Origin of the sequence: Bradyrhizobium sp. ISRA442 (genome assembly GCF_038085055.1) — a bacterium.
Lineage (GTDB): Bacteria > Pseudomonadota > Alphaproteobacteria > Rhizobiales > Xanthobacteraceae > Bradyrhizobium.
In genome coordinates, this window is record NZ_JALGCN010000008.1 from 117,295 (window position 1) to 136,930 (window position 19,636).

At 64.5% G+C, this 19,636-nt stretch carries 17 protein-coding genes; 16 read left to right on the plus strand and 1 reads right to left on the minus strand.

What is annotated here, in order from left to right:
• The first annotated feature begins 28 nt into the window (after window positions 1-28).
• The 16 genes from MTR72_RS18715 (at window position 29) to MTR72_RS18790 (ending at window position 18,843) form a co-directional block, all read left to right on the plus strand.
• Complete coding sequence (locus MTR72_RS18715; protein WP_280969356.1) at window positions 29-292, plus strand: sulfurtransferase TusA family protein; 264 nt, start codon at window positions 29-31, stop codon at window positions 290-292.
• 313 nt (window positions 293-605) lie between these two features.
• Entirely contained in the window at window positions 606-2,261 is a 1,656-nt protein-coding gene (locus MTR72_RS18720; protein WP_280969357.1) for an OFA family MFS transporter, read from the plus strand.
• A gap of 328 nt (window positions 2,262-2,589) precedes the next feature.
• Window positions 2,590-4,296: an NADH-ubiquinone oxidoreductase-F iron-sulfur binding region domain-containing protein gene (locus MTR72_RS18725; protein ID WP_280969358.1), complete on the plus strand. Its 1,707-nt coding sequence runs from the start codon at window positions 2,590-2,592 to the stop codon at window positions 4,294-4,296.
• On the plus strand, window positions 4,293-7,058 hold the full coding sequence (gene fdhF / locus MTR72_RS18730) for a formate dehydrogenase subunit alpha (RefSeq protein WP_341510821.1): 2,766 nt from the start codon (window positions 4,293-4,295) through the stop codon (window positions 7,056-7,058). The genes MTR72_RS18725 and fdhF overlap by 4 nt, the downstream gene beginning before the upstream one ends.
• 323 nt (window positions 7,059-7,381) lie before the next feature.
• Window positions 7,382-7,855, plus strand: a complete 474-nt coding sequence (gene ybaK, locus MTR72_RS18735) for a Cys-tRNA(Pro) deacylase (protein WP_280969360.1) — start codon at window positions 7,382-7,384, stop codon at window positions 7,853-7,855.
• A gap of 210 nt (window positions 7,856-8,065) precedes the next feature.
• Window positions 8,066-8,902 carry an N-acyl homoserine lactonase family protein gene (locus MTR72_RS18740; RefSeq protein ID WP_280969361.1) on the plus strand — a complete coding sequence of 279 codons (837 nt, stop codon included), beginning with the start codon at window positions 8,066-8,068 and terminating at the stop codon, window positions 8,900-8,902.
• Between the two features lie 108 nt (window positions 8,903-9,010).
• Entirely contained in the window at window positions 9,011-9,958 is a 948-nt protein-coding gene (locus MTR72_RS18745) for an ABC transporter ATP-binding protein (RefSeq protein ID WP_280969362.1), read from the plus strand.
• Window positions 9,955-10,656, plus strand: a complete 702-nt coding sequence (locus tag MTR72_RS18750) for an ABC transporter permease (protein ID WP_280969363.1) — start codon at window positions 9,955-9,957, stop codon at window positions 10,654-10,656. Before MTR72_RS18745 ends, MTR72_RS18750 begins: the two co-directional genes overlap by 4 nt.
• A 12-nt stretch (window positions 10,657-10,668) precedes the next feature.
• On the plus strand, window positions 10,669-12,267 hold the full coding sequence (locus MTR72_RS18755) for a Gldg family protein (protein WP_280969364.1): 1,599 nt from the start codon (window positions 10,669-10,671) through the stop codon (window positions 12,265-12,267).
• Entirely contained in the window at window positions 12,264-13,325 is a 1,062-nt protein-coding gene (locus MTR72_RS18760) for a DUF4340 domain-containing protein (RefSeq protein ID WP_280969365.1), read from the plus strand. Before MTR72_RS18755 ends, MTR72_RS18760 begins: the two co-directional genes overlap by 4 nt.
• Window positions 13,322-14,410 carry a HupE/UreJ family protein gene (locus tag MTR72_RS18765; RefSeq protein WP_280969366.1) on the plus strand — a complete coding sequence of 363 codons (1,089 nt, stop codon included), beginning with the start codon at window positions 13,322-13,324 and terminating at the stop codon, window positions 14,408-14,410. The genes MTR72_RS18760 and MTR72_RS18765 overlap by 4 nt, the downstream gene beginning before the upstream one ends.
• Before the next feature lie 205 nt (window positions 14,411-14,615).
• Complete coding sequence (locus MTR72_RS18770) at window positions 14,616-15,056, plus strand: hypothetical protein (protein WP_280969367.1); 441 nt, start codon at window positions 14,616-14,618, stop codon at window positions 15,054-15,056.
• A complete protein-coding gene (locus MTR72_RS18775; RefSeq protein WP_280969368.1) occupies window positions 15,053-15,910 on the plus strand; it encodes an alpha/beta fold hydrolase in 858 nt (285 codons plus the stop codon). The genes MTR72_RS18770 and MTR72_RS18775 overlap by 4 nt, the downstream gene beginning before the upstream one ends.
• A gap of 16 nt (window positions 15,911-15,926) precedes the next feature.
• The gene (locus tag MTR72_RS18780; RefSeq protein WP_280969369.1) at window positions 15,927-17,123 is read left to right on the plus strand and encodes an ABC transporter substrate-binding protein; all 1,197 of its coding nucleotides are present in this window, start codon (window positions 15,927-15,929) and stop codon (window positions 17,121-17,123) included.
• 59 nt (window positions 17,124-17,182) lie between these two features.
• Window positions 17,183-18,115 carry an NAD(P)-dependent oxidoreductase gene (locus tag MTR72_RS18785; protein ID WP_280969370.1) on the plus strand — a complete coding sequence of 311 codons (933 nt, stop codon included), beginning with the start codon at window positions 17,183-17,185 and terminating at the stop codon, window positions 18,113-18,115.
• The gene (locus MTR72_RS18790) at window positions 18,076-18,843 is read left to right on the plus strand and encodes an IclR family transcriptional regulator (RefSeq protein WP_280969371.1); all 768 of its coding nucleotides are present in this window, start codon (window positions 18,076-18,078) and stop codon (window positions 18,841-18,843) included. The genes MTR72_RS18785 and MTR72_RS18790 overlap by 40 nt, the downstream gene beginning before the upstream one ends.
• Window positions 18,844-18,852: 9 nt before the next feature.
• Here MTR72_RS18790 and MTR72_RS18795 read toward each other — a convergent pair whose 3' ends face one another.
• The gene (locus MTR72_RS18795; protein ID WP_280969372.1) at window positions 18,853-19,536 is read right to left on the minus strand and encodes a GntR family transcriptional regulator; all 684 of its coding nucleotides are present in this window, start codon (window positions 19,534-19,536) and stop codon (window positions 18,853-18,855) included.
• Window positions 19,537-19,636: the final 100 nt, after the last annotated feature.

Genomic DNA, 19,636 nt, shown 5'->3' on the forward strand with positions numbered 1-19,636 from the left:
CATCGACCTGCCCCGCCATGTTGCGCCCATGACCAGGACCACGCTCGATCTCACCGGGCTGAAATGCCCGTTGCCTGCCTTGAAAACGCGCAAGGCGCTAAAACCACTGCAGCCGGGCGATCAGCTCGAAGTGCACTGCACCGACCCGCTGTCGGTGATCGACATTCCCAACCTGATCCGCGAGACCGGCGACAAGGTCGAGATCACCGAGCGTAATGACGCGCGCATCGTGTTCTTGATAGAGAAGGCAAATGCATCAATAGAAAACGCCAATGGTGCGCCGCGTCCTTGAGGCCGTCACCTCGTTGATACCAACCATTTGTCTATCACCATCGCGTCTGTCCCAATTGACAATTTCCGTGGGGACGCGGAGGTTGAATCGTGCCAGCGATACGTGGAGCAAGCTGGCCGATGTGAAGCCACACCGCGTGGCGTGCGGCATAGACCCCCACCTAAGGGGTTAGACGTCTGGAGTGCGCGTCGTGATCCTGGCGCGTGCCGAAACTTTGTGCGGGGCGGCGGGGACAGATGCGCCGCAACGGGCTGAGGACAAGGGTCATAGCAACAGGTTCACTCAGAAGGGTGTCCTGCAGGGGAGGATGTGTATGACTACAATTGAAAGCGCTGGAAGGCTGTCGGGCGCCGGCGCGGGAATTCTCGATCGCGAGCACACCGTCGCGAAGGCCGGCTTCAATCGCTGGCTGGTGCCGCCGGCGGCACTCTGCATTCATCTCTGCATCGGCATGGCCTATGGCTTCTCGGTGTTCTGGCTGCCGCTCTCGCGCGCCATCGGGATCACGCAGAGCAAGGCGTGCCCGGACATCTCGCTGTGGCAGGAACTGTTCACCACGACGTGCGACTGGAAGGTCGCCAGCCTCGGGTGGATGTTCACTTTGTTCTTCGTGTTGCTCGGCGTCTCCGCCGCGATCTGGGGCGGCTGGCTCGAGCGTGTCGGTCCGCGCAAGGCGGGCGTCGTCGCTGCGCTCTGCTGGGGCGGCGGTCTCTTGATCGGCGCCTTCGGTGTCTACGTCCACCAGCTCTGGATCATGTGGCTGGGCTGCGGCGTGATCGGTGGCGTCGGGCTCGGCCTCGGCTACATCTCGCCGGTATCGACTCTCATCAAATGGTTTCCGGATCGCCGCGGCATGGCGACCGGCATGGCGATCATGGGTTTTGGCGGCGGCGCCATGATCGGCGCGCCATTGGCCAATCTGCTGATCAACTACTTCAAGACGCCGACGTCCGTCGGTGTCTGGGAAACCTTCGTCGCCATGGGCGTGATCTATTTCGTGTTCATGATGATCGGCGCGTTTGCCTATCGCGTCACGCCGACCGGCTGGCAGCCGGAAGGCTGGACGCCGCCGAGCGAAAAGAAGTCGATGATCACCGAGCATCACGTGCACCTCGACAATGCGCACAAGACGCCGCAGTTCTGGCTGATCTGGTGGGTGCTCTGCTTGAACGTGTCGGCGGGGATCGGCGTGATCGGCATGGCCTCGCCCATGCTCCAGGAAATCTTCGCCGGCAAATTGATCGGTCATCCCGAGCTGACTTTCGGCCAGCTCTCGGTTGACCAAAAGGCGGTCATCGCGGGTATCGCGGCCGGCTTTGCTGGCCTGCTGTCGCTGTTCAACATCGGCGGCCGGTTCTTCTGGGCGTCGATGTCCGACTATATGGGCCGCAAGAATACCTACTATACGTTCTTCCTGCTCGGCATCGTGCTCTACGCGCTGGCGCCGACCTTCGCGGCGATGGGCTCGAAGCTGTTCTTCGTGCTCGCCTTCTGCATCATCCTCTCGATGTATGGCGGCGGGTTCGCGACCGTGCCGGCCTATCTGGCCGACATGTTCGGCACGCAGTTCGTCGGCGCCATCCATGGCCGGCTGCTGACGGCGTGGTCGACCGCCGGCATCATCGGTCCGGTCGTGGTGAACTACATCCGCGAGTTCCAGCTCGCGGCGGGCGTTCCGCGCGACCAGCTCTACAACACGACCATGTACATTCTCTGCGCGATGCTGATCGCAGGCCTGATCTGCAACTATCTGGTCAAGCCGGTCGATCCGAAGTGGAACATGAGCGAGGAGGAGGTTGCAAAGCTCCAGGCCGCGAGCGCCAAGGGCGAGGCTGCGATCCAGCATGGTTCCTTTGGCATCGGCACGGGCGGTCTGGACGCCAAGGCCGCGCTGTTCTGGGCGTTCGTTGGAATCCCGCTGGCCTGGGGCGTGTACAAGACGGTCGAGAGCGCGGTGAAGATCTTCTGATCGCAAGCTCACCGCCGCGGGAGGCTGAAGCTCGGCTTCCCGCGGTGTCTTGCATCAAGGAGTGCATGAACAGACCTGACGGCTAGGTTCCGCAATAGAACGTTTCGGGGGGCATGGCGGGCGCCCTGCCTGCCCCCTAAATCATTATAGAGGCGTTCTAAATTGTCTTGCATCTGGCATACCACAGGCTAAGGTTTCTCGGAATGAGGTTTGATCCGCAAGACGCGGGAGACGCGGTTCCCGAATGATCAGGCCAGGAAATGACGGCGGTTCGCGGTGGCGATCCTGCCGGCAATCATCGCGATTTTGAGGAGAACGCGGCGTTTCCATGAGCAGCCACGACGTTCACAAGGTTCTCGAATTCGAACACCCGGGCGAGGGGCGCCGGCGCGCCAAGGCCACGCCCAAGGGGCGGCAGGTCGATCCCACGGCAGCGCACGAGATTGCGCAATTGCTCGGCGATAAGCCGCGGCGGCGCGACCTGCTGATCGAATATCTGCACCTGATCCAGGACAAGTATCACCAGATCTCGGCCGCACATCTCGCGGCCCTTGCCGACGAGATGAAGCTCGCTTTCGCCGAAGTGTTCGAGACCGCGACCTTCTACGCGCATTTCGACGTGGTGAAGGAAGGCGAGCCGGACATCGCTCCGCTCACCATCCGCGTCTGCGACTCGCTCACCTGCGCGATGCTCGGCGGCGAGAAGCTGCTTGAAGACCTTCAGCGCACCAGCGGCCCCGGCATCCGCGTGGTGCGCGCGCCCTGCGTCGGTCGCTGCGATACGGCGCCGGCTGCGGAAGTGGGACACAATTTCGTCGACCACGCCACGGTCGGCGACGTGCTCGCGGCTGCGAAGTCCGGCGACACGCACGCCCATGTGCCGAAATACATCGACTATGACGCCTATGTCGCCGGCGGCGGCTACAAGCTGCTCGACCGCGTGCGCTCGGGCGAATTGTCGACGGACGATCTCCTGAAGTCGCTCGACGACGCCTCGCTGCGCGGCCTCGGCGGCGCAGGCTTCCCGACGGGGCGCAAATGGCGCGCGGTGTTAGGGGAGCCCGGGCCGCGGCTGATGGCGATCAACGGCGACGAGGGCGAGCCCGGCACGTTCAAGGACCGCTACTATCTCGAGACCGATCCGCACCGCTTCATCGAGGGCATGCTGATCGGCGCGCATGTGGTGCAGGCCGGCGAAATCTACATCTATCTGCGCGACGAATACCCGGCCGCGCGTGCAATTCTCGAGCGCGAGATCGCAAAGCTCCCCGCGGGCGGTCCGACGCTGCACATGCGGCGCGGCGCCGGTGCCTACATCTGCGGCGAGGAATCCTCGCTGCTCGAAAGCATCGAGGGCAAGCGCGGCCTGCCCCGGCACAAGCCACCTTATCCGTTCCAGGTCGGCCTGTTCGGCCTGCCGACGCTTATCAATAATGTCGAGACGCTGTGGTGGGTGCGCGACATCGTCGAGGAGGGCGCCGACTGGTGGAAGGGCCACGGCCGCCACGAGCGTCACGGCCTGCGCAGCTTCTCGGTCTCCGGCCGCGTGAAGAATCCCGGCATGAAGCTCGCGCCCGCCGGCATCACCGTGCGCGAGCTGATCGACGAATATTGCGGCGGCATGGCCGACGGCCACACCTTCTACGCTTACCTGCCGGGCGGCGCTTCCGGCGGCATCCTGCCGGCGTCAATGGACAACATCCCGCTCGATTTCGGCACTCTGGAGAAATACGGCTGCTTCATCGGCTCCGCTGCCATCGTGATCCTATCGCAGAAGGACAGCGTGAGAACGGCGGCATTGAACCTGATGAAGTTCTTCGAGGACGAGAGCTGCGGCCAGTGCACGCCGTGCCGCGTCGGAACCCAGAAGGCTGCGCTGCTGATGCAGCGGCCGGTCTGGAACCGTGCACTGCTGGAAGAATTGAGCCAGGCGATGCGCGATGCCTCGATCTGCGGGCTCGGACAGGCGGCATCGAATCCGCTCACTTCCGTGATCAAATATTTCCCTGACGAGTTCAAGGAAGCGGCTGAATGACGAAAATTACATTCGAGCTCGACGGCAAGCAGGTCGAAGCCAATCCGGGCGAGACCATCTGGCAGGTGGCACAGCGCCAGGGCTGCGAGATCCCGCATCTCTGCTATTCGCCCGCGCCGGACTACCGGCCTGACGGCAACTGTCGCGCCTGCATGGTCGAGATCGAGGGCGAGCGCGTGCTCGCCGCCTCCTGCAAGCGCACGCCGTCGGTCGGCATGAAGGTGAAGACCGAGAGTGCGCGCGCGGTTGCCGCGCAGAAGATGGTGATGGAGCTGCTCGTTGCCGATCAGCCGGCGCGTGCGACCTCGCACGATCCGGACTCGAAATTCTGGCACTGGGCCGAGACCACCGGCGTCACCGAGAGTCGCTTTCCCGCCGCCGAGCGCTGGGCGACCGACGCCAGCCATCCGGCGATGCGCGTCAATCTCGACGCCTGTATCCAGTGCGGCCTGTGTGTGCGCGCCTGCCGCGAGGTCCAGGTCAACGACGTCATCGGCATGGCTTATCGTAATGCCGGCGCCAAGATCGTGTTCGACTTCGACGATCCCATGGGCGAGTCGACTTGTGTCGCCTGCGGCGAGTGCGTGCAGGCCTGTCCGACCGGCGCGTTGATGCCGGCCGTGATGCTCGACGAGGCGCAGACCCGCGTCACCTATGCTGACAAGAAGGTGGATTCGCTCTGCCCGTTCTGCGGCGTCGGCTGCCAGGTCACCTACCAGGTCAAGGACGATAAGGTGATCTATGCGGAGGGCCGCGACGGCCCGGCCAACCGCAATCGTCTCTGCGTCAAGGGCCGCTTCGGCTTCGACTACATCCACCATCCGCATCGTCTCACCAAGCCGCTGGTGCGGCTGCCGAATGCGAAGAAGGACGCCAACGACCAGGTCGATCCAGCCAATCCCTTCACCCATTTCCGCGAAGCGTCGTGGGAGGAAGCGCTCGACATCGCCGCCAAGGGCCTGGTCAAGATCCGCGACGAGAAGGGTGTCAAAGCGCTGGCCGGCTTCGGCTCGGCCAAGGGGTCGAACGAGGAGGCTTACCTGTTCCAGAAGCTGGTGCGCACCGGCTTCGGGTCGAACAATGTCGATCACTGCACGCGGCTGTGTCACGCTTCATCGGTGGCGGCGCTGTTCGAGGGCCTGAGCTCGGGCGCGGTATCGGCGCCGTTCTCTGCCGCGATGGATGCGGAAGTGATCTGGGTGATCGGCGCCAATCCGACCGTGAACCATCCGGTCGCGGCGACCTTCATCAAGAACGCGACCAAGCAGGGCGCAAAGCTCTTCGTGATGGACCCGCGTCGGCAGTCGCTGTCCCGCCATGCGACCAAGCATCTGCAGTTCAAGCCCGGCTCCGACGTCGCCATGCTGAATGCGATGATCAACACGATCATCACCGAAGGGCTGACCGACGACCAATATATCGCCGGTTACACCGAAGGCTTCGAGGATCTGAAGGAGAAGATCAAGGAGTTCACGCCGGAGAAGATGGAGCCGATCTGCGGCATCCCGGCGCAGACCCTGCGCGAGGTCGCCAGAACCTATGCGCGGGCCAAATCCTCGATCATCTTCTGGGGCATGGGCATCAGCCAGCACGTCCATGGCACCGACAATGCGCGCTGCCTGATTGCGCTCGCGCTGATCACCGGCCAGGTTGGCCGCCCAGGCACCGGCCTGCATCCGCTGCGCGGCCAGAACAACGTGCAGGGCGCCTCCGACGCCGGCCTGATCCCGATGTTCTTCCCCGACTATCAGCCGGTCGGCCGCGACGACATGCGTGCCAGTTTCGAGAAGCTGTGGGGCCAGGAGCTCGATCCTGTCCGCGGCCTGACGGTGGTCGAGATCATGAACGCGATCCATGCCGGCGAGATCAAGGGCATGTATATCGAGGGCGAGAACCCCGCGATGTCCGACCCCGATCTGCAGCATGCGCGCGAAGCGCTCGCCATGCTCGATCATCTCGTGGTGCAGGATCTCTTCGTCACCGAGACCGCGTTCCACGCCGACGTCATTCTGCCGGCCTCGGCGTTCGCGGAGAAGGACGGCTCCTTCACCAATACCGATCGCCGCGTCCAGCTCGCGCGCCAGGTCATCAAGCCGCCGGGCGATGCGCGCCAGGATCTCTGGATCATCCAGGAGATCGGCAAGCGCATGGGCCTGCCGTGGAACTATTCGGGCCCCGGCGATGTCTTCACCGAGATGGCGCAGTTGATGCCGTCGCTCAAGAACATCACCTGGGAGCGGCTGGTGCGCGAAGGCGCCGTCACCTATCCGGTCGACGATCCCGACAAGCCCGGCAATGAGATCATCTTCACCACGGGCTTCCCGACCGCGAGTGGCCGCGGTAAGATCGTGCCGGCCAAGGTCGTCCCTCCGGACGAGGTGCCCGACGACGAATTTCCGATGGTGCTGTCGACCGGCCGCGTGCTCGAACACTGGCACACCGGCTCGATGACGCGTCGCGCGCAGGTGCTCGACCAGATCGAGCCCGAGGCGGTCGCGTTCATGTCGCCGAAGGACATGCGGAAGAAGAAGCTCGCGCCCGGCGATTTCATCCGGCTTGAGACCCGCCGCGGCGCGGTTGAGGTCAAGGTGCGCTCCGATCGCGACGTACCGGAGAACATGGTGTTCATGCCGTTCTGCTACGCGGAAGCGGCGGCGAACCTCCTGACCAACCCGGCGCTTGATCCGTTCGGAAAGATCCCGGAGTTCAAGTTCTGCGCGGCGAGAGCCGAACGCGTCGAGATGCGCGACGCGGCGGAGTGAGTGCGTACTGGCTGCCATCGCAGGCGAGGCTTGCCACATTGAACACTGTCATGCCCCGGCTTGCCGCCTTCGCTAAAGCTTCGGCGGCCGAGCAGCCTCGTGGCCCGGCGCAGCCTTGGCGAAGCCGGGACCGGAGCATCCAGTACTCCGCGGCTCGTCGATTAAGCTACAGACGGCTCTGGAATACTGGATCGCCCGATCAAGTCGGGCGATGACACCGAGATTGTGGACTGCGTGTACCTCAAGCCCGTCGTTGCGAGCTGTCGGCCCTGCGCGAAGCGCGGCCCGATGACCGTTCCGCGAAGCAATGCTAGACATTGCGCATGTCCAAAGCCACCCCCGCAACCCGCGCGCTCGCTGCCGCCGGTGTTGCCTTCACCCTTCACACCTATGACTACGATCCCGAGGCCGAGAGCATCGGGCTCCAGGCGGCGTCTGCGCTCGGCGAAGATCCGGCGCGCGTATTGAAGACGCTGATGGCACTGGTCGACGGCAAGCCGGTCTGCGTCATCGTTCCGTCCGACCAGGAAGTCTCGATGAAGAAGCTCGCTGGTGCCGCCAGCGGCAAGTCGGCGCAAATGATGAAGCCGCTCGAAGCCGAACGCGTCACCGGCTTCAAGGTCGGCGGCATCAGCCCGTTCGGACAACGCAAACCAGTGCGCACCGTGATCGAGCAAAGCGCGCTCGCCCATGACCAGGTCTATGTCAATGGCGGTCAACGCGGCCTGCAGGTGCGGCTCAGGCCGGCCGACGTGCGGGACGTCCTGAAGACGATCGTGGCCGACGTGGTCGCCTGAGCGCCCCAGCGGTGCCAATTGCAGCGCACAAAACCGCGCTTGGCACCGGTTGATTTATTTGCCCGGCTGCGTGCCTTGAGCCTGCACAGCCGTATGAGACTATGGTAGCATACCCACATCCGCTGAAAAAAGTGCGTCGAAAACAGGGAGGACGACATGCGGGTGACTGCGTCGAAGGTCCTTGGCTCACTGGCCGCAGGACTTTTTTTTATGTCGGCTGCCGCGCTGGCCGCTGAACCGCCAAAGGAGATGAAGCTTTACGTCTTCTCTTCGGGGGCGCTCAATCTCGACAAGTCGATCATTCAGAACGGCAGTAGCGGCAAGGTCCAGATTCCTGTCGGCTTTTTCTTGATCCGCCATCCCAAGGGCGACGTTCTGTTTGATTGCGGCAACAACGACCGCATCATCAAGGACCCCGATTATTGGGGCCCGTTCGTGAAGGCGCTTGATCCGGGCCGCTCGCCCGACGTCGCTATCGACGCGCAGCTTTCCAAGATCAACGTGAAGCCGTCCGATATCAAATATGTCGTCCTCGGCCATTTCCATGTCGATCATGCCGGCAACATCGGTAAGTTCCTGGATTCGACCTTTGTGTTCCAGCGCGACGAGATCAGGAACGCGTTCTGGCCGGCGCCGGGCTATGCCACCTTCTTCATCTCTGACGATTTCGCCATGCTGCGCAACAGCGTCGGCGGCGGCATGCCGGCCAAGTACAAGACCATCGAGCTTGATGGCGATCTCGACCTGTTCGGTGACAACAGTGTCTTCATCCACCGCACCGTATCGCACACGCCCGGAAGCCAGATCCTGGTGGTGCGCCTGCCGAAGACGGGCACGGTGGTGCTGACCAGCGATGCCGTCTATCTCCAGGAGAATCTGGACAAGAACATCCTGCCGAGCATCGGCAGCGTCTATGATCCCGTCGGCATGCTCGATGCCTACGCCTGGGTGAAGCGGGTTCGCGACACCGAGGGCGCTGACATCATCTATGCCCACGACCCCGATGTGTTCAAGGCGCACAAGCACTCGCCCGAATTCTACGAGTGAGTGGCGACCTCGGGTCGTTCCGCGCGCGTCGTCATCCCGGGCCTTCGCGCCCGGGATTTTGCGCGGTAGGCTTAGGCGGTGTTTGCCAGAGGGGTGTGTAGAGTCTCCATGCTTCCGGCTGTCTCTCCGGTCGTTCTCGCCGAGCGCGTCACGAAATGGTACGGCCCGCGGCGCGCCGTCGCTGACGTGTCCTTTACGATCTCGCCCGGCGAGATTGTCGGCCTGCTCGGGCCGAACGGGTCCGGCAAGAGCACGATCTTCCGCATGCTCACCGGCTATCTGGTGCCGACCTCGGGACGCATCGAGGTTGCCGGTTACGATGTTGTGGAAGATTCCCTCGGCGTGCGTCGCGCCATCAGCTATGTGCCGGAAGACGCGCCGCTTTACGACCACATGCGGGTCGGCGAATTCCTGCATTTCATGGCCGGCCTCAAGGGACTGCACGGGCCGAAGGCGAGGGCAGCGGTCGACGAGGCGACCGAGCGGCTCGATCTTGCGCGCGTCATGAAGCTGACGACCGGCAAGCTGTCGCGCGGCTTCCGCCAGCGGGTCTCGATCGCGCAAGCGCTCCTCGGTGATCCCAGGGTTCTCGTGCTGGACGAGCCGACCAGCGGGCTCGATCCGCATCAGGTGATCGCCGTGCGCGACCTGATCCAGTCGCTGGCCGGCCGCCACACCGTGCTGCTGGCCTCGCACGTCCTGCCCGAGATCGAGAAGATCGCCTCGCGCGTGATGATCCTGCTCGATGGCGTGCTTTTGACATCCGATGCGCTGAAAGATGCCGCGCAGGATCTGATGTTGCGTCTGTCGGTGGACGCGGCCGAAGATGTCGTGCGCGGTGCGACGAAGGCGGTCGCCGGTGTGCGCGAAATTGTCGCGAATCCGGACAGTGCGGGACGCTTCCTCGTCAGGGCGGAGCGGCGTCCCGCGCTTGCGGCCGACTTGGTCTCCGCCCTGGTCGCAGCGCAAATTCCGGTGCGCGAGCTGACCGAGCTCCGGCCCGATCTCGAACGGGTATTTCTCGATCTCACTCGGCGACCGGAGGCGGCCGCATGAGAAGCTTTGCGGTGCTGCTGGGTAAGGAAGCGACGGCGCTGTTCTCCTCGCCGATCGCCTACGTGCTCATGACCGTGTTCCTGCTGATCATGGGCTACAGCTTTACGCTCACGCTGTTCCTCAGCCATCAGCCCAGCATGGTGCACATCTTCTTCCAGATGTTCGTGCTGTTCATGCTGACCGTGCCGCTGATCACCATGCGGCTGTTCGCGGAGGAGCGGAAGCTGAAGACGCTGGAGGTTCTCCTGACCGCGCCGGTCTCCGAGGTCGCGATCGTGCTGGCGAAGTTCCTGGCCGCGATGAGCCTGATCGTCGTCATGCTCCTGCTCTCAGGCGCCTACGCGGCCGCGCTCGCCTGGTTCGGCGATCCTGATTTCGGCCCGATCTACAGCGGCTATTTCGGGCTTTTGCTATTTGGAGCGGCGCTGGTCGGCACGGGGCTATTGGCCTCGGCGCTGACGGCCAACCAGGTGATTGCGGCGCTGATGTCGCTCAGCGTGTTCCTCCTGCTCTGGATCATCGACAATTTCGGCTGGCTCCTGCCGAGCCCCGCCGACACGCTGGTGGTGAACCTCTCGCTCTCGGTGCATTTCCGTCCCTTTGCCGTCGGCTCGATCTATCTGTCCGATGTGGGCTTCTTCCTCAGCGTCACCCTGTTGATGCTGCTGTTGACGGTCCGCGCCCTGGCACGGCGGTGAGAGGGCAAGGCGATGAGCGGATCTGCCAGATCGAACATCGCGCTCCTCGTCCTGGCGGCCGGCGCCATCGCCAGTGGCGCGATCGGCTTTGCAGGATTCGGCGAGACGGCATCGAACAGCCTGTTGTTCGCCGCCTGCTTCCTCGCTCTGCTCGCGCTTTTCATGCTGGCAATCCGGCTTCCGTTGCGCGGCGGCGGCTTGCGCTGGTCGGCCTGGTTTGCGAACGCGTCGATCGTAGTCGCCGCGGTCGTGGCGGTCATCGGCGCCAATGTCGCGCTCTACCGCCACGACGTGCATTTCGACGTCAGCCGGGAAGGACGCAACACGCCGCCGCAGCAGCTCATCGACGTGATCGCACAATTGCGAACGCCGCTTGCGCTGACCTATTTCTACAATGCGAGCGATGCCAACGCGATCTCTGTCCGTGACCTCGTTCAGACCGCCGCGCGCAACCATCCGTTGCTGGCGTTCCGTGCCATCGATCTCGACAAGGAGCCCGGTCTTGCCCGAGATCTCGGCGTGCGCGCCTACAATACGGCGGTGCTGCAGGCCGAGGATCGCAAGGTCCTGGTCGAAAACGTCATCGATCCCGCCCGCATCGGCTATGCGGCATTGAGCGTGCTGCGCAAGCGCGTGGAGACGGTGTGCTTCGTCACCGGCCATGGCGAGACGTTTCGGCCGCTGCCCTCGCACTTCCATTTCAGCCATGTCGAGACCCTGAAGGGCCACGAGACGCCCGGTGCCGGCGACGTGCTGGAAACCGCGCCCGAAGCGCTCGACCGGCTCTTGCTGGCTCTGAACCAGATCGGCTTCGAGATGCGCGAGCTCGTGACAGTGACGGCGACCAGCATCCCGCCCGACTGTTCGGTTGTTGCCGATATCGGCCCGCGTACGGCTTTCACCGTTGACGAGGCGGTGCTGCTCGGCGATTATGTGAAGGGCGGCGGCCGGTTGCTGCTCCTGATCGATCCGCTGTCAGAGATCGGTGGTGATCTCGAGCGGCTACTGCTCAAGCCCGTGGGATTGTCGAGTGAAGCGGCGATCGTCATCGATCCCCTCAATCATTTCCGCACCGATGCGGACAAGGTCGCGGTGCCATACTATCCGCCGCATCCGATCACGAAGCGTCTGGCGCTCACCGTGTTTCCGCAGGCGCGGCCGATCGCGGTGTCGCGTCCGCCGTCCGGGGTGAGCCTTGTAGTGCTGGCCGCAAGCAGCCAGGACAGCTATCTGCGATCGCCTAAGGCTGCGGCTACGACAGGCGGAGATCCGCCAAACGCGCAGCGGAGCGCACAGCCGCTCGCAGTCGCGCTGGAAGGTAGCTGGCCGGGAGCCTCGCCGAGCAAACGCTTCCGCCTGGTCGTGGCCGGCACCAGCAAGGTCGCCAGCAACGAATATTTCCCCTATGTCTCCAATGGTGAGCTGTCGCTCGCCATGCTGCGCTGGCTCGCCGAGGATGACGCGACGCCGAGCGTCGCCCCGCAGACCTTCAAGCTGCCGGAGATCGTGCTGACCAGCAGCCAGATGCGGGACACCTTCATCGTGCTGGAGGTGCTGCTGCCGCTGAGCACGGCGCTGTTCGGTGTTGCAATGTGGTGGAGGCGACGGTGAGGGACCGGGCGGCCACCCGCGCGATGGTCCGATGGCTGACGCCGCTGCTCGCTGTTTGCCTGATGGCACTGCTGGGTGTCTTGATCGTCAGCGGGCAATGGCCGGAGCTGCGCAGCAAGGTCGCATTCGCACCGAAGGGGCTCGTGACGATCGCGCCCGCCGACGCGCAGCGGGTGGAGATTCGCTCTGACGGCGACAGCGTCGTCCTGTTGCGTAAGGCCGGCGAGTGGACGATCGAGGGCTTGGATGGCGCCGTGCCGGTCGAACTCAGATCGCATCTCAAAACGGCGCTGCGGCTTGTCACCGTCAGCGAGCCCGCACGCGAAATTTTAGCCGCGGAACTCACGGCGGCGAGCTTCGCCGCCTTTGGTCTCGATCCACCCGCAACGGTTGCCGTGATCGAGACCGCCGATGGTTCGACGACGTCCGTGAATGTGGGCGCGCTCAACCCGGCGAGCACCTCTCATTACGTCCGGATCGCCGGGCGTCCCGCAGTGTATCTGATGCCGCGCCATGTCGGGGAGGAGTGGAGGGTCACGCTCGATATGGCACGCCGTCTGCACGGCACGTCCGGGCCGGACGCGGCAAGCCGTGGCAGGAGCCTGTTGCTGCCGGTTTCGATGGCGCAGGTCTGGGCGCTCGAGATCGTCTATGCCGGCAAGCTCACCCGCTTCGAACGCGACGCCGCCGGCAACTGGTTCCGCCATCTCGGTCAGCACAATCACTCCGCCGGCAACCTCGTGCACGTCGCCGATCCCGAGCAGGCGCGCATCATCGACGCGGCGCTGCGTGCGTTCGATGCCGCCGCAGTCGAGACCTGGGTCGGACCGGCCGATCCGTCGCAACTCGCCCGCTACGGGCTCAACCTGCCGAGCCTGATCGTGCTGGTCTTCGCGCGCGATGCGGCTGCGCCGTTGGCCAGGCTCGAGTTCGGCACGTCCGCCGACAGTCTCGACCGCTACGCACGTCTCGCGCCCGATGGCGCGGTGGTCACCGTGGCCGAGTTCGAGATGCGCCGATTGACCGAGCTGCTCCGCGCCGTCGGAGCAGGATCATGAGCTTGCTCCGCCTCCTGCTCGGCATCGTCCTGCTCGGCTTCGGCGTGCCGGCGTGCGCGCACCAGGTCAATCTCTCGACGGCGCGCCTGGCGCTGGCCGCCGACCGCACCGTGACCGTCGAGGTGGCGCTCAAGGGCAGTGACGTCGACCGCCTCGTCGGCATCAAGATCTACGACGCAAAGGCGGACGCGGTCGATCCCGCCGCGGTCGATGCGGCTGCCGCATCGATCCTCGCGTACATGAAAGCACATCTCGCCGTGACCGGTGCCGACGGCACAGCCTGCAGCGCCGGAACAGCGGCGATCCTGGCGGACGGCGATGGCGTCATCTATCGCAACAGCTTTGCCTGCGCGGGCGTCGCTGGCGACATCGTCTATCGCTCCACTGTGCTGACCGAGAAGGATCCGACCGCGCGCCAGGTCGTGCTGGTCGCGCAGGGCAAGTCCGAGGCGCAGGCGCTGCTCGATGCCGGCAATACCACCGTCACGCTGTCGGCGCCGGCGCCGCCGCTGTGGTCGACAATGCAGCGCTATCTTCTCACCGGCATCGAGCACATCTTCCTCGGCTACGATCACGTCGCGTTCCTGATCGCGGTCGTGCTGTGGGCGCGCCGGCTCATTCCGGTGATCAAGATCGTCACTGCCTTCACCATCGCCCATTCCATCACGCTGTCGCTGGCGGCGCTGGACCTCGTCGTCATTCCGAGTCGCATCGTGGAGCCTGCGATCGCCGCCTCGATCGTGTTCGTGGCCGTCGAGAATTTCTTTTCGCGCGACATCGACAAGCGCTGGCGCGTGACCTTTCTGTTCGGGCTGATCCATGGCTTTGGCTTCGCCGGCGCGCTCCGGGAGGTCGGCCTGCCGGCCAACGCGATCGTGCCGGCGCTCGCGGCGTTCAATATCGGCGTCGAGATCGGGCAGGTAGCAATCGTCGCGATCGTCATGCCGGCGCTCGGCCTGTTCGATCGGCTGATCGCGCCTGATCCGGCCAAGCCGGTCAGGGCGGCAAGATTGGTCTATGCCGTATCCGCGGCGATCAGCCTGCTCGGCGGCTATTGGCTCTTCACGCGCGTGTTCGAGGCCTGACCGAGGCGGCTTGCATACGCCTTCGCGGCGTTGCTTGGGCCCATTCATTCCCGTGAGCATCTTGGTGGTGCCGCTGTCCGGCGTCGGGGACGGCGCACCCATGACATCGAGGCGGGCTTGAGTTCATGTGCGGGGCCTGTATAGAACAACGGAAGAAATAGAATATCGTTCTGTAGGGTAGAACGACTCGATCGAGGGTGGAGCAATGGAATTCGACCGTGGCCAGAGCAGCGATCCGCCGGTGTCATTTTCGCCAGACGCTGTCGTCGCGAGCTTCAGGGCAATTCCGGAGTTGCTGGCGCGCGACGCGGCGCTGATCGCACGCGGCCGCTGGCTCGACGTCGATTGTCTGCTCGGCCCGAGCACGCAGCCGTTTCATGTCGCCATCCGTGCCGGGCAGATCATCGACATGGCGCCCGCGCCGGTGCTGATGCGGTCCTGGCGGTTCGCCTATCGCGCGACGCCGGCGGCATTCGCGGCCTATTGGCAGACGATGCCGCCGCCCGGTTGGCATGATCTTCTGGCGCTGACCAAGCGCGGGCAGGCGACGCTCGAAGGCGATCTGCATCCCTTCATGGCGCATCTGCAGTATTTCAAGGATCTCTTGGCGCTGCCGCGCCGCAACGGTTTCGGAGGCCCGTCATGAACGGCTTCATCGAGCCGATCGTCGGCCGTTACGTGCATGTCGAGATCAACGGCGAAACCAATCGCATCTATTTCGAGGAGAACGGTAGCGGCATTCCGCTGGTCTGCCTGCACACTGCGGGCTCCGATGCGCGGCAGTGGCGTCATCTGCTCGTCGATGAGGAGTTCACCAAAAACTTCCGCGTCATCGCCTTCGACATGCCATGGCATGGCAAATCGAATCCGCCGGACAGCCAATATGGCAGCGAATACCGGCTCACCACGGCAGGCTATACCGCGACGATCCGCGCTTTTTGCAAGGCGCTGAAACTGGAATGGCCAGTGGTGATTGGCTGCTCGATCGGGGGCCGCATCGTGCTGAACCTCGCGATCGAGCACGCCCGCGAGTTCCGCGCGCTGATCGGGCTCGAGGCCGCCGATTTCCAGCAACCCTGGTACGACACCGCCTGGCTCAACCGGCCCGACGTTCATGGCGGTGAAGTCTGCGCAGCGCTCGTGTCCGGCTTGATCGCACCGAACGGCCCGGAAGCGGCGCGAAACGAGACGCTGTGGGGCTACAAGCAGGGCGGCCCCGGCATCTTCAAGGGCGACCTCTATTTTTATCGCGTCGACGGCGATCTGCGCGGTCGCATCGGTGCCATCGATGTCAACCAGTGCCCGCTCTACCTCCTGACCGGCGAGTACGATTTTTCCTGCACGCCGGACGACACGATGCGCACTGCGGCAGGCATTCCGGGCGCCAAGGCCGCGGTCATGGAGCGGCTCGGCCATTTCCCCATGAGTGAGAACCCCGCGCAGTTCCGCCGCTACATAGCGCCCGTCCTGCAAGACATTCTCGACAAGCAAAGTTCGTAAAGTGGAGTCGTATCGTATGAAGTTGCGTTGGATTGCGGTGGCCGTTCTGGCCGCACAGGCGAGTGTGGCGTCGGCCGCTGACAATGTCATCCGGATCGGCGTCCTCAACGACCAGTCCGGTGTGTTCGCCGACAATGGCGGGCGCGGCTCGGTCGCCGCTGCGAAGCTCGCGGCGGAGGATTTCGGCAACGAGATCCTCGGCAAGAAGATCGAGATCATCTCGGCCGATCATCAGAACAAGCCTGACATTGCCTCGGCTACTGCGCGCAAATGGTTCGACAATGAGGGCGTCGACATGATCGCGGACGGCGCGGCCTCGTCCGCCGGCTTTGCCATCCTCGAAGTGGCCAAGCAGAAGAACAGGATCTTCGTGATCAGCGGCCCCGGCTCATCCGACTTCACCGGAAAGTCCTGCTCGCCGATCAGCTTTCACTTCAACTACGATACTTATGCGCTGTCCAAGCTGACCAGCGACGCGATCACGCGCGCCGGCGGCAAGACCTGGAATTTTGTCACCGCCGACTACGCTTTCGGCCATGCGTTGCAGCGCGACGCAACGAAGTTCATCGAGGCAGCCGGCGGCAAGGTGATCGGCTCGGCCGCGCACCCGCTCGGCACCGCCGACTTCGCCTCGTTCCTGTTGCAGGCGCAGGGCTCCAAGGCCGACGTCGTGGGCCTTGCGACCTCCGGCGCGGATGTGCAGACCGCCATCAAGCAGGCCGGCGAGTTCGGCATCGTAGAGGGCGGTCAGAAGCTTGCCGGTCTGCTCGTCTTCATCACTGACGTCAATTCGCTCGGCCTGAAGGTCACCCAGGGCCTGCAGGTGACGACCTCGTTCTATTGGGACCTCAATGAGGAGACGCGGGCGTGGTCGAAGCGCTACGCCGCGCTGATGGACGGCAAGGTCGCGAGCATGGTGCAGGCGGGTGTCTATAGCGGGGTCCGCCACTATCTCGCCGCCGTCAAGGCCGCCGGCACGACGGACGCGACGGCCGTTGCGGCAAAAATGCACGAGATGAAAGTGAACGACATGTACAACAAGGATGTCGCAATCCGGCCCGACGGGCGCGTGCTGCACACGATGTACCTCGTGCAGGTGAAGAAGCCGGAGGAGGCCAAGTACAAATACGATTACTACCGGGTCGTCAGCTCCAAGCCGGGTGATGACGTTTTCCGGCCGATGAGCGAGGGCGGCTGTCCGCTGGTCAAGTAGGAATATCGGCGGGCGGGCGCTTGCGCCTGCCCACCGCTGGCTTTTGAGGAGAGTACGGAATGTCTGGATTGATCGGGTTCATCGGTCTCGGCGTCATGGGCGAGCCGATCTGCCGCAACCTCTTGCGCAAGAGCGGGCGGACGGTGCTGGCGTTCGATCTCGCCGCGGATCCGCTGGCGCGGATCGTCGCGGATGGCGCGACTGCGGCCAAATCCGTCGGCGACGTCGTCGGCGGCAGCGAGATCATCTTCCTGTGCCTGCCGAGCGCGAAGCATGTGCTGTCGGCCTTCGAAGGCGGCATCCTGCCGTCGATCAGGAGCGGACAGACCGTGATCGATCTCGGTACATCCGAAGTCGGGATGACGCGCGAATTCGCCCGGCAACTGGCTGAAAAGGGCGCGCTCTGGATCGATGCGCCGATCGCCCGGACCCGCCAGGCGGCGCAGGATGGCACCCTCAGCGTCATGGTCGGCGCGACGCCGGAGCAGTTCGCAAAGGTCGAGCCGCTGATCCGGCATTTCGCCACCGACGTCACCCTCTGCGGTGGCACCGGGGCAGGGCAGGTGACAAAGATCCTCAACAACATGGTGCTGTTCGAGACGGTCAATGCGCTGGCGGAAGCCGTCGCGCTCGCCAAGCACAGCGGCGTCGAGCCGAAGCTCCTGCTGGAGACGCTGTCGAAGGGGTCGGCGGACAGCTTCGCGCTCCGCAATCACGGCATGAAAGCGATCCTCGCCAAGGAGTTTCCGCTACGGGCTTTCTCGACCGAATATGCGATGAAGGACCTGAGCTACGCTCTGGCGCTCGGCGAGGAGGCCGGCCTCAACCTCAGGGGCGCGGGGCTGATGCGCACGATCTTCGAGGAGACGATCGACAAGGGCATGGGCGATGCGTACTTTCCGGTGATCGCAAAGTTGATCGACCCGTCCGGATTCCCTCAAAAGGAGACTGCATGGCTTCGCCCGGTGTCGCCGCCGTCGACCGCGCCTTGACGATCCTGGCGGCGTTCGAGGACGCGCCCGAGCCGATGGCGCTGGCCGAGCTCGCCCGGCGCACCGGCATGTACAAGAGCACGCTGCTGCGGCTGATGAGCTCGTTGCAGGAGTTCGGCTACCTCGTGCAATTGTCCGACGGCCGTTATCATCTCGGCGCGACGCCGTTCCGGCTGGGCGCGGTCTATCAGCGCGCCAACAATCTGCATGATCGGGTGATGCCGCTGTTGCGCCAGCTCGTGGCCGACGGCACCGAGAGTCCCTCGTTTCATGTGCGGCATGACGCCAAGCGCAGGCTCTGCATCTTTCGCGTCGATTCTCAGCATTCGACCCTCGACCGGGTCGAGGCCGGCATGCTGCTGCCGCTCGATCGCGGCGCGGCCGGCCGGATTATCCTCGCTTTCGACGGCGAGAAGGGCGAGGCCTATGACGACATCCGCGAGAGCTGCATTGCGGTGTCGTTCGGCGAGCGCGATCCGGATTGCGCGGGGCTGGCCTGTCCCGTATTCGGGCCCGGCGGCAAATGCGCCGGCGCCTTGTCGCTCTCGGGGCCGAAGCCGCGCTTCACGCGGGAGAGCATCAAGACGATGTCGTCGCTGCTGCTGAAAGCGGCCATTCGCCTGACGCGGGCGCTCGGCGGTCCGACCGAGCTCCTGGAGAGCGCTGTGGCCTCGGCCGCGGACGGCCGTGATGCGGGCTCACGTCCGCCGCGCCGGGCCAGGAGATAGCCGGCGCGTCTACTGTTTCTGCAGAAGCTTCAGCCGGCAGCGCAACGCTTCGCGAATGTGCGCGCGCGCAAGGTTTTCGGCCTTGTCGCCGTCGCGTGCGGCGATGGCGTCGATGATGGCCTGATGTTCTCTGTGGCTGGTCGTCGGCCGGCCCGTCACCGTGAAGGTCGTCGGTCCCAGCAGCGCGATCCAGTCCTGCAACTCGCGGGACGCGTTGTCGAGGTAGCGATTGCGCGCGGCCCGGCAGATGGCCTCGTGGAAGGCGCGGTTGAGCCTTGCCATCTCGGCGGCGTTGGTCTCGGAAGCCTCGGCAAAGGCCTGCTCGATGTCCCGGAGCGCGTCGATCTCGGGGGTGGAGGCGTGCTCGGCGGCAAGACGGGCAGCCGCACCTTCCATGATCTCGCGCATGGCATAGAGCTCGAGCACCTCGGAGATGTCGAGGCTGCGTACGATCAGCCCGCGGCCTCCGGCGGGCTCGACGAAGCCGCGCGCCGCGAGCCGGCCAAGGGCCTCCCGCACCGGCGTGCGGCTCACCTTCAGCCGCTCGGCGACCTCTTCTTCGCGCAGGCGGTCGCCGGCGCGATAGCTGCCTGCCTGAAGCGCCTCGCACAGCGAGCGGAACACGGCTTCGCCCAGCGCCACACCGGCGCCGCGCGAGATCGATCCGCCTGCCTTTGCCGGGCGTCTGGCCATGGTTCCTCGTGACGCAGGACGCATCCTGCCCATGCAGAGATGCCGCTTGCACCGTTGATGTATATCTTTGTATACAAAAGTACGCAATGGCGGCCGGGTT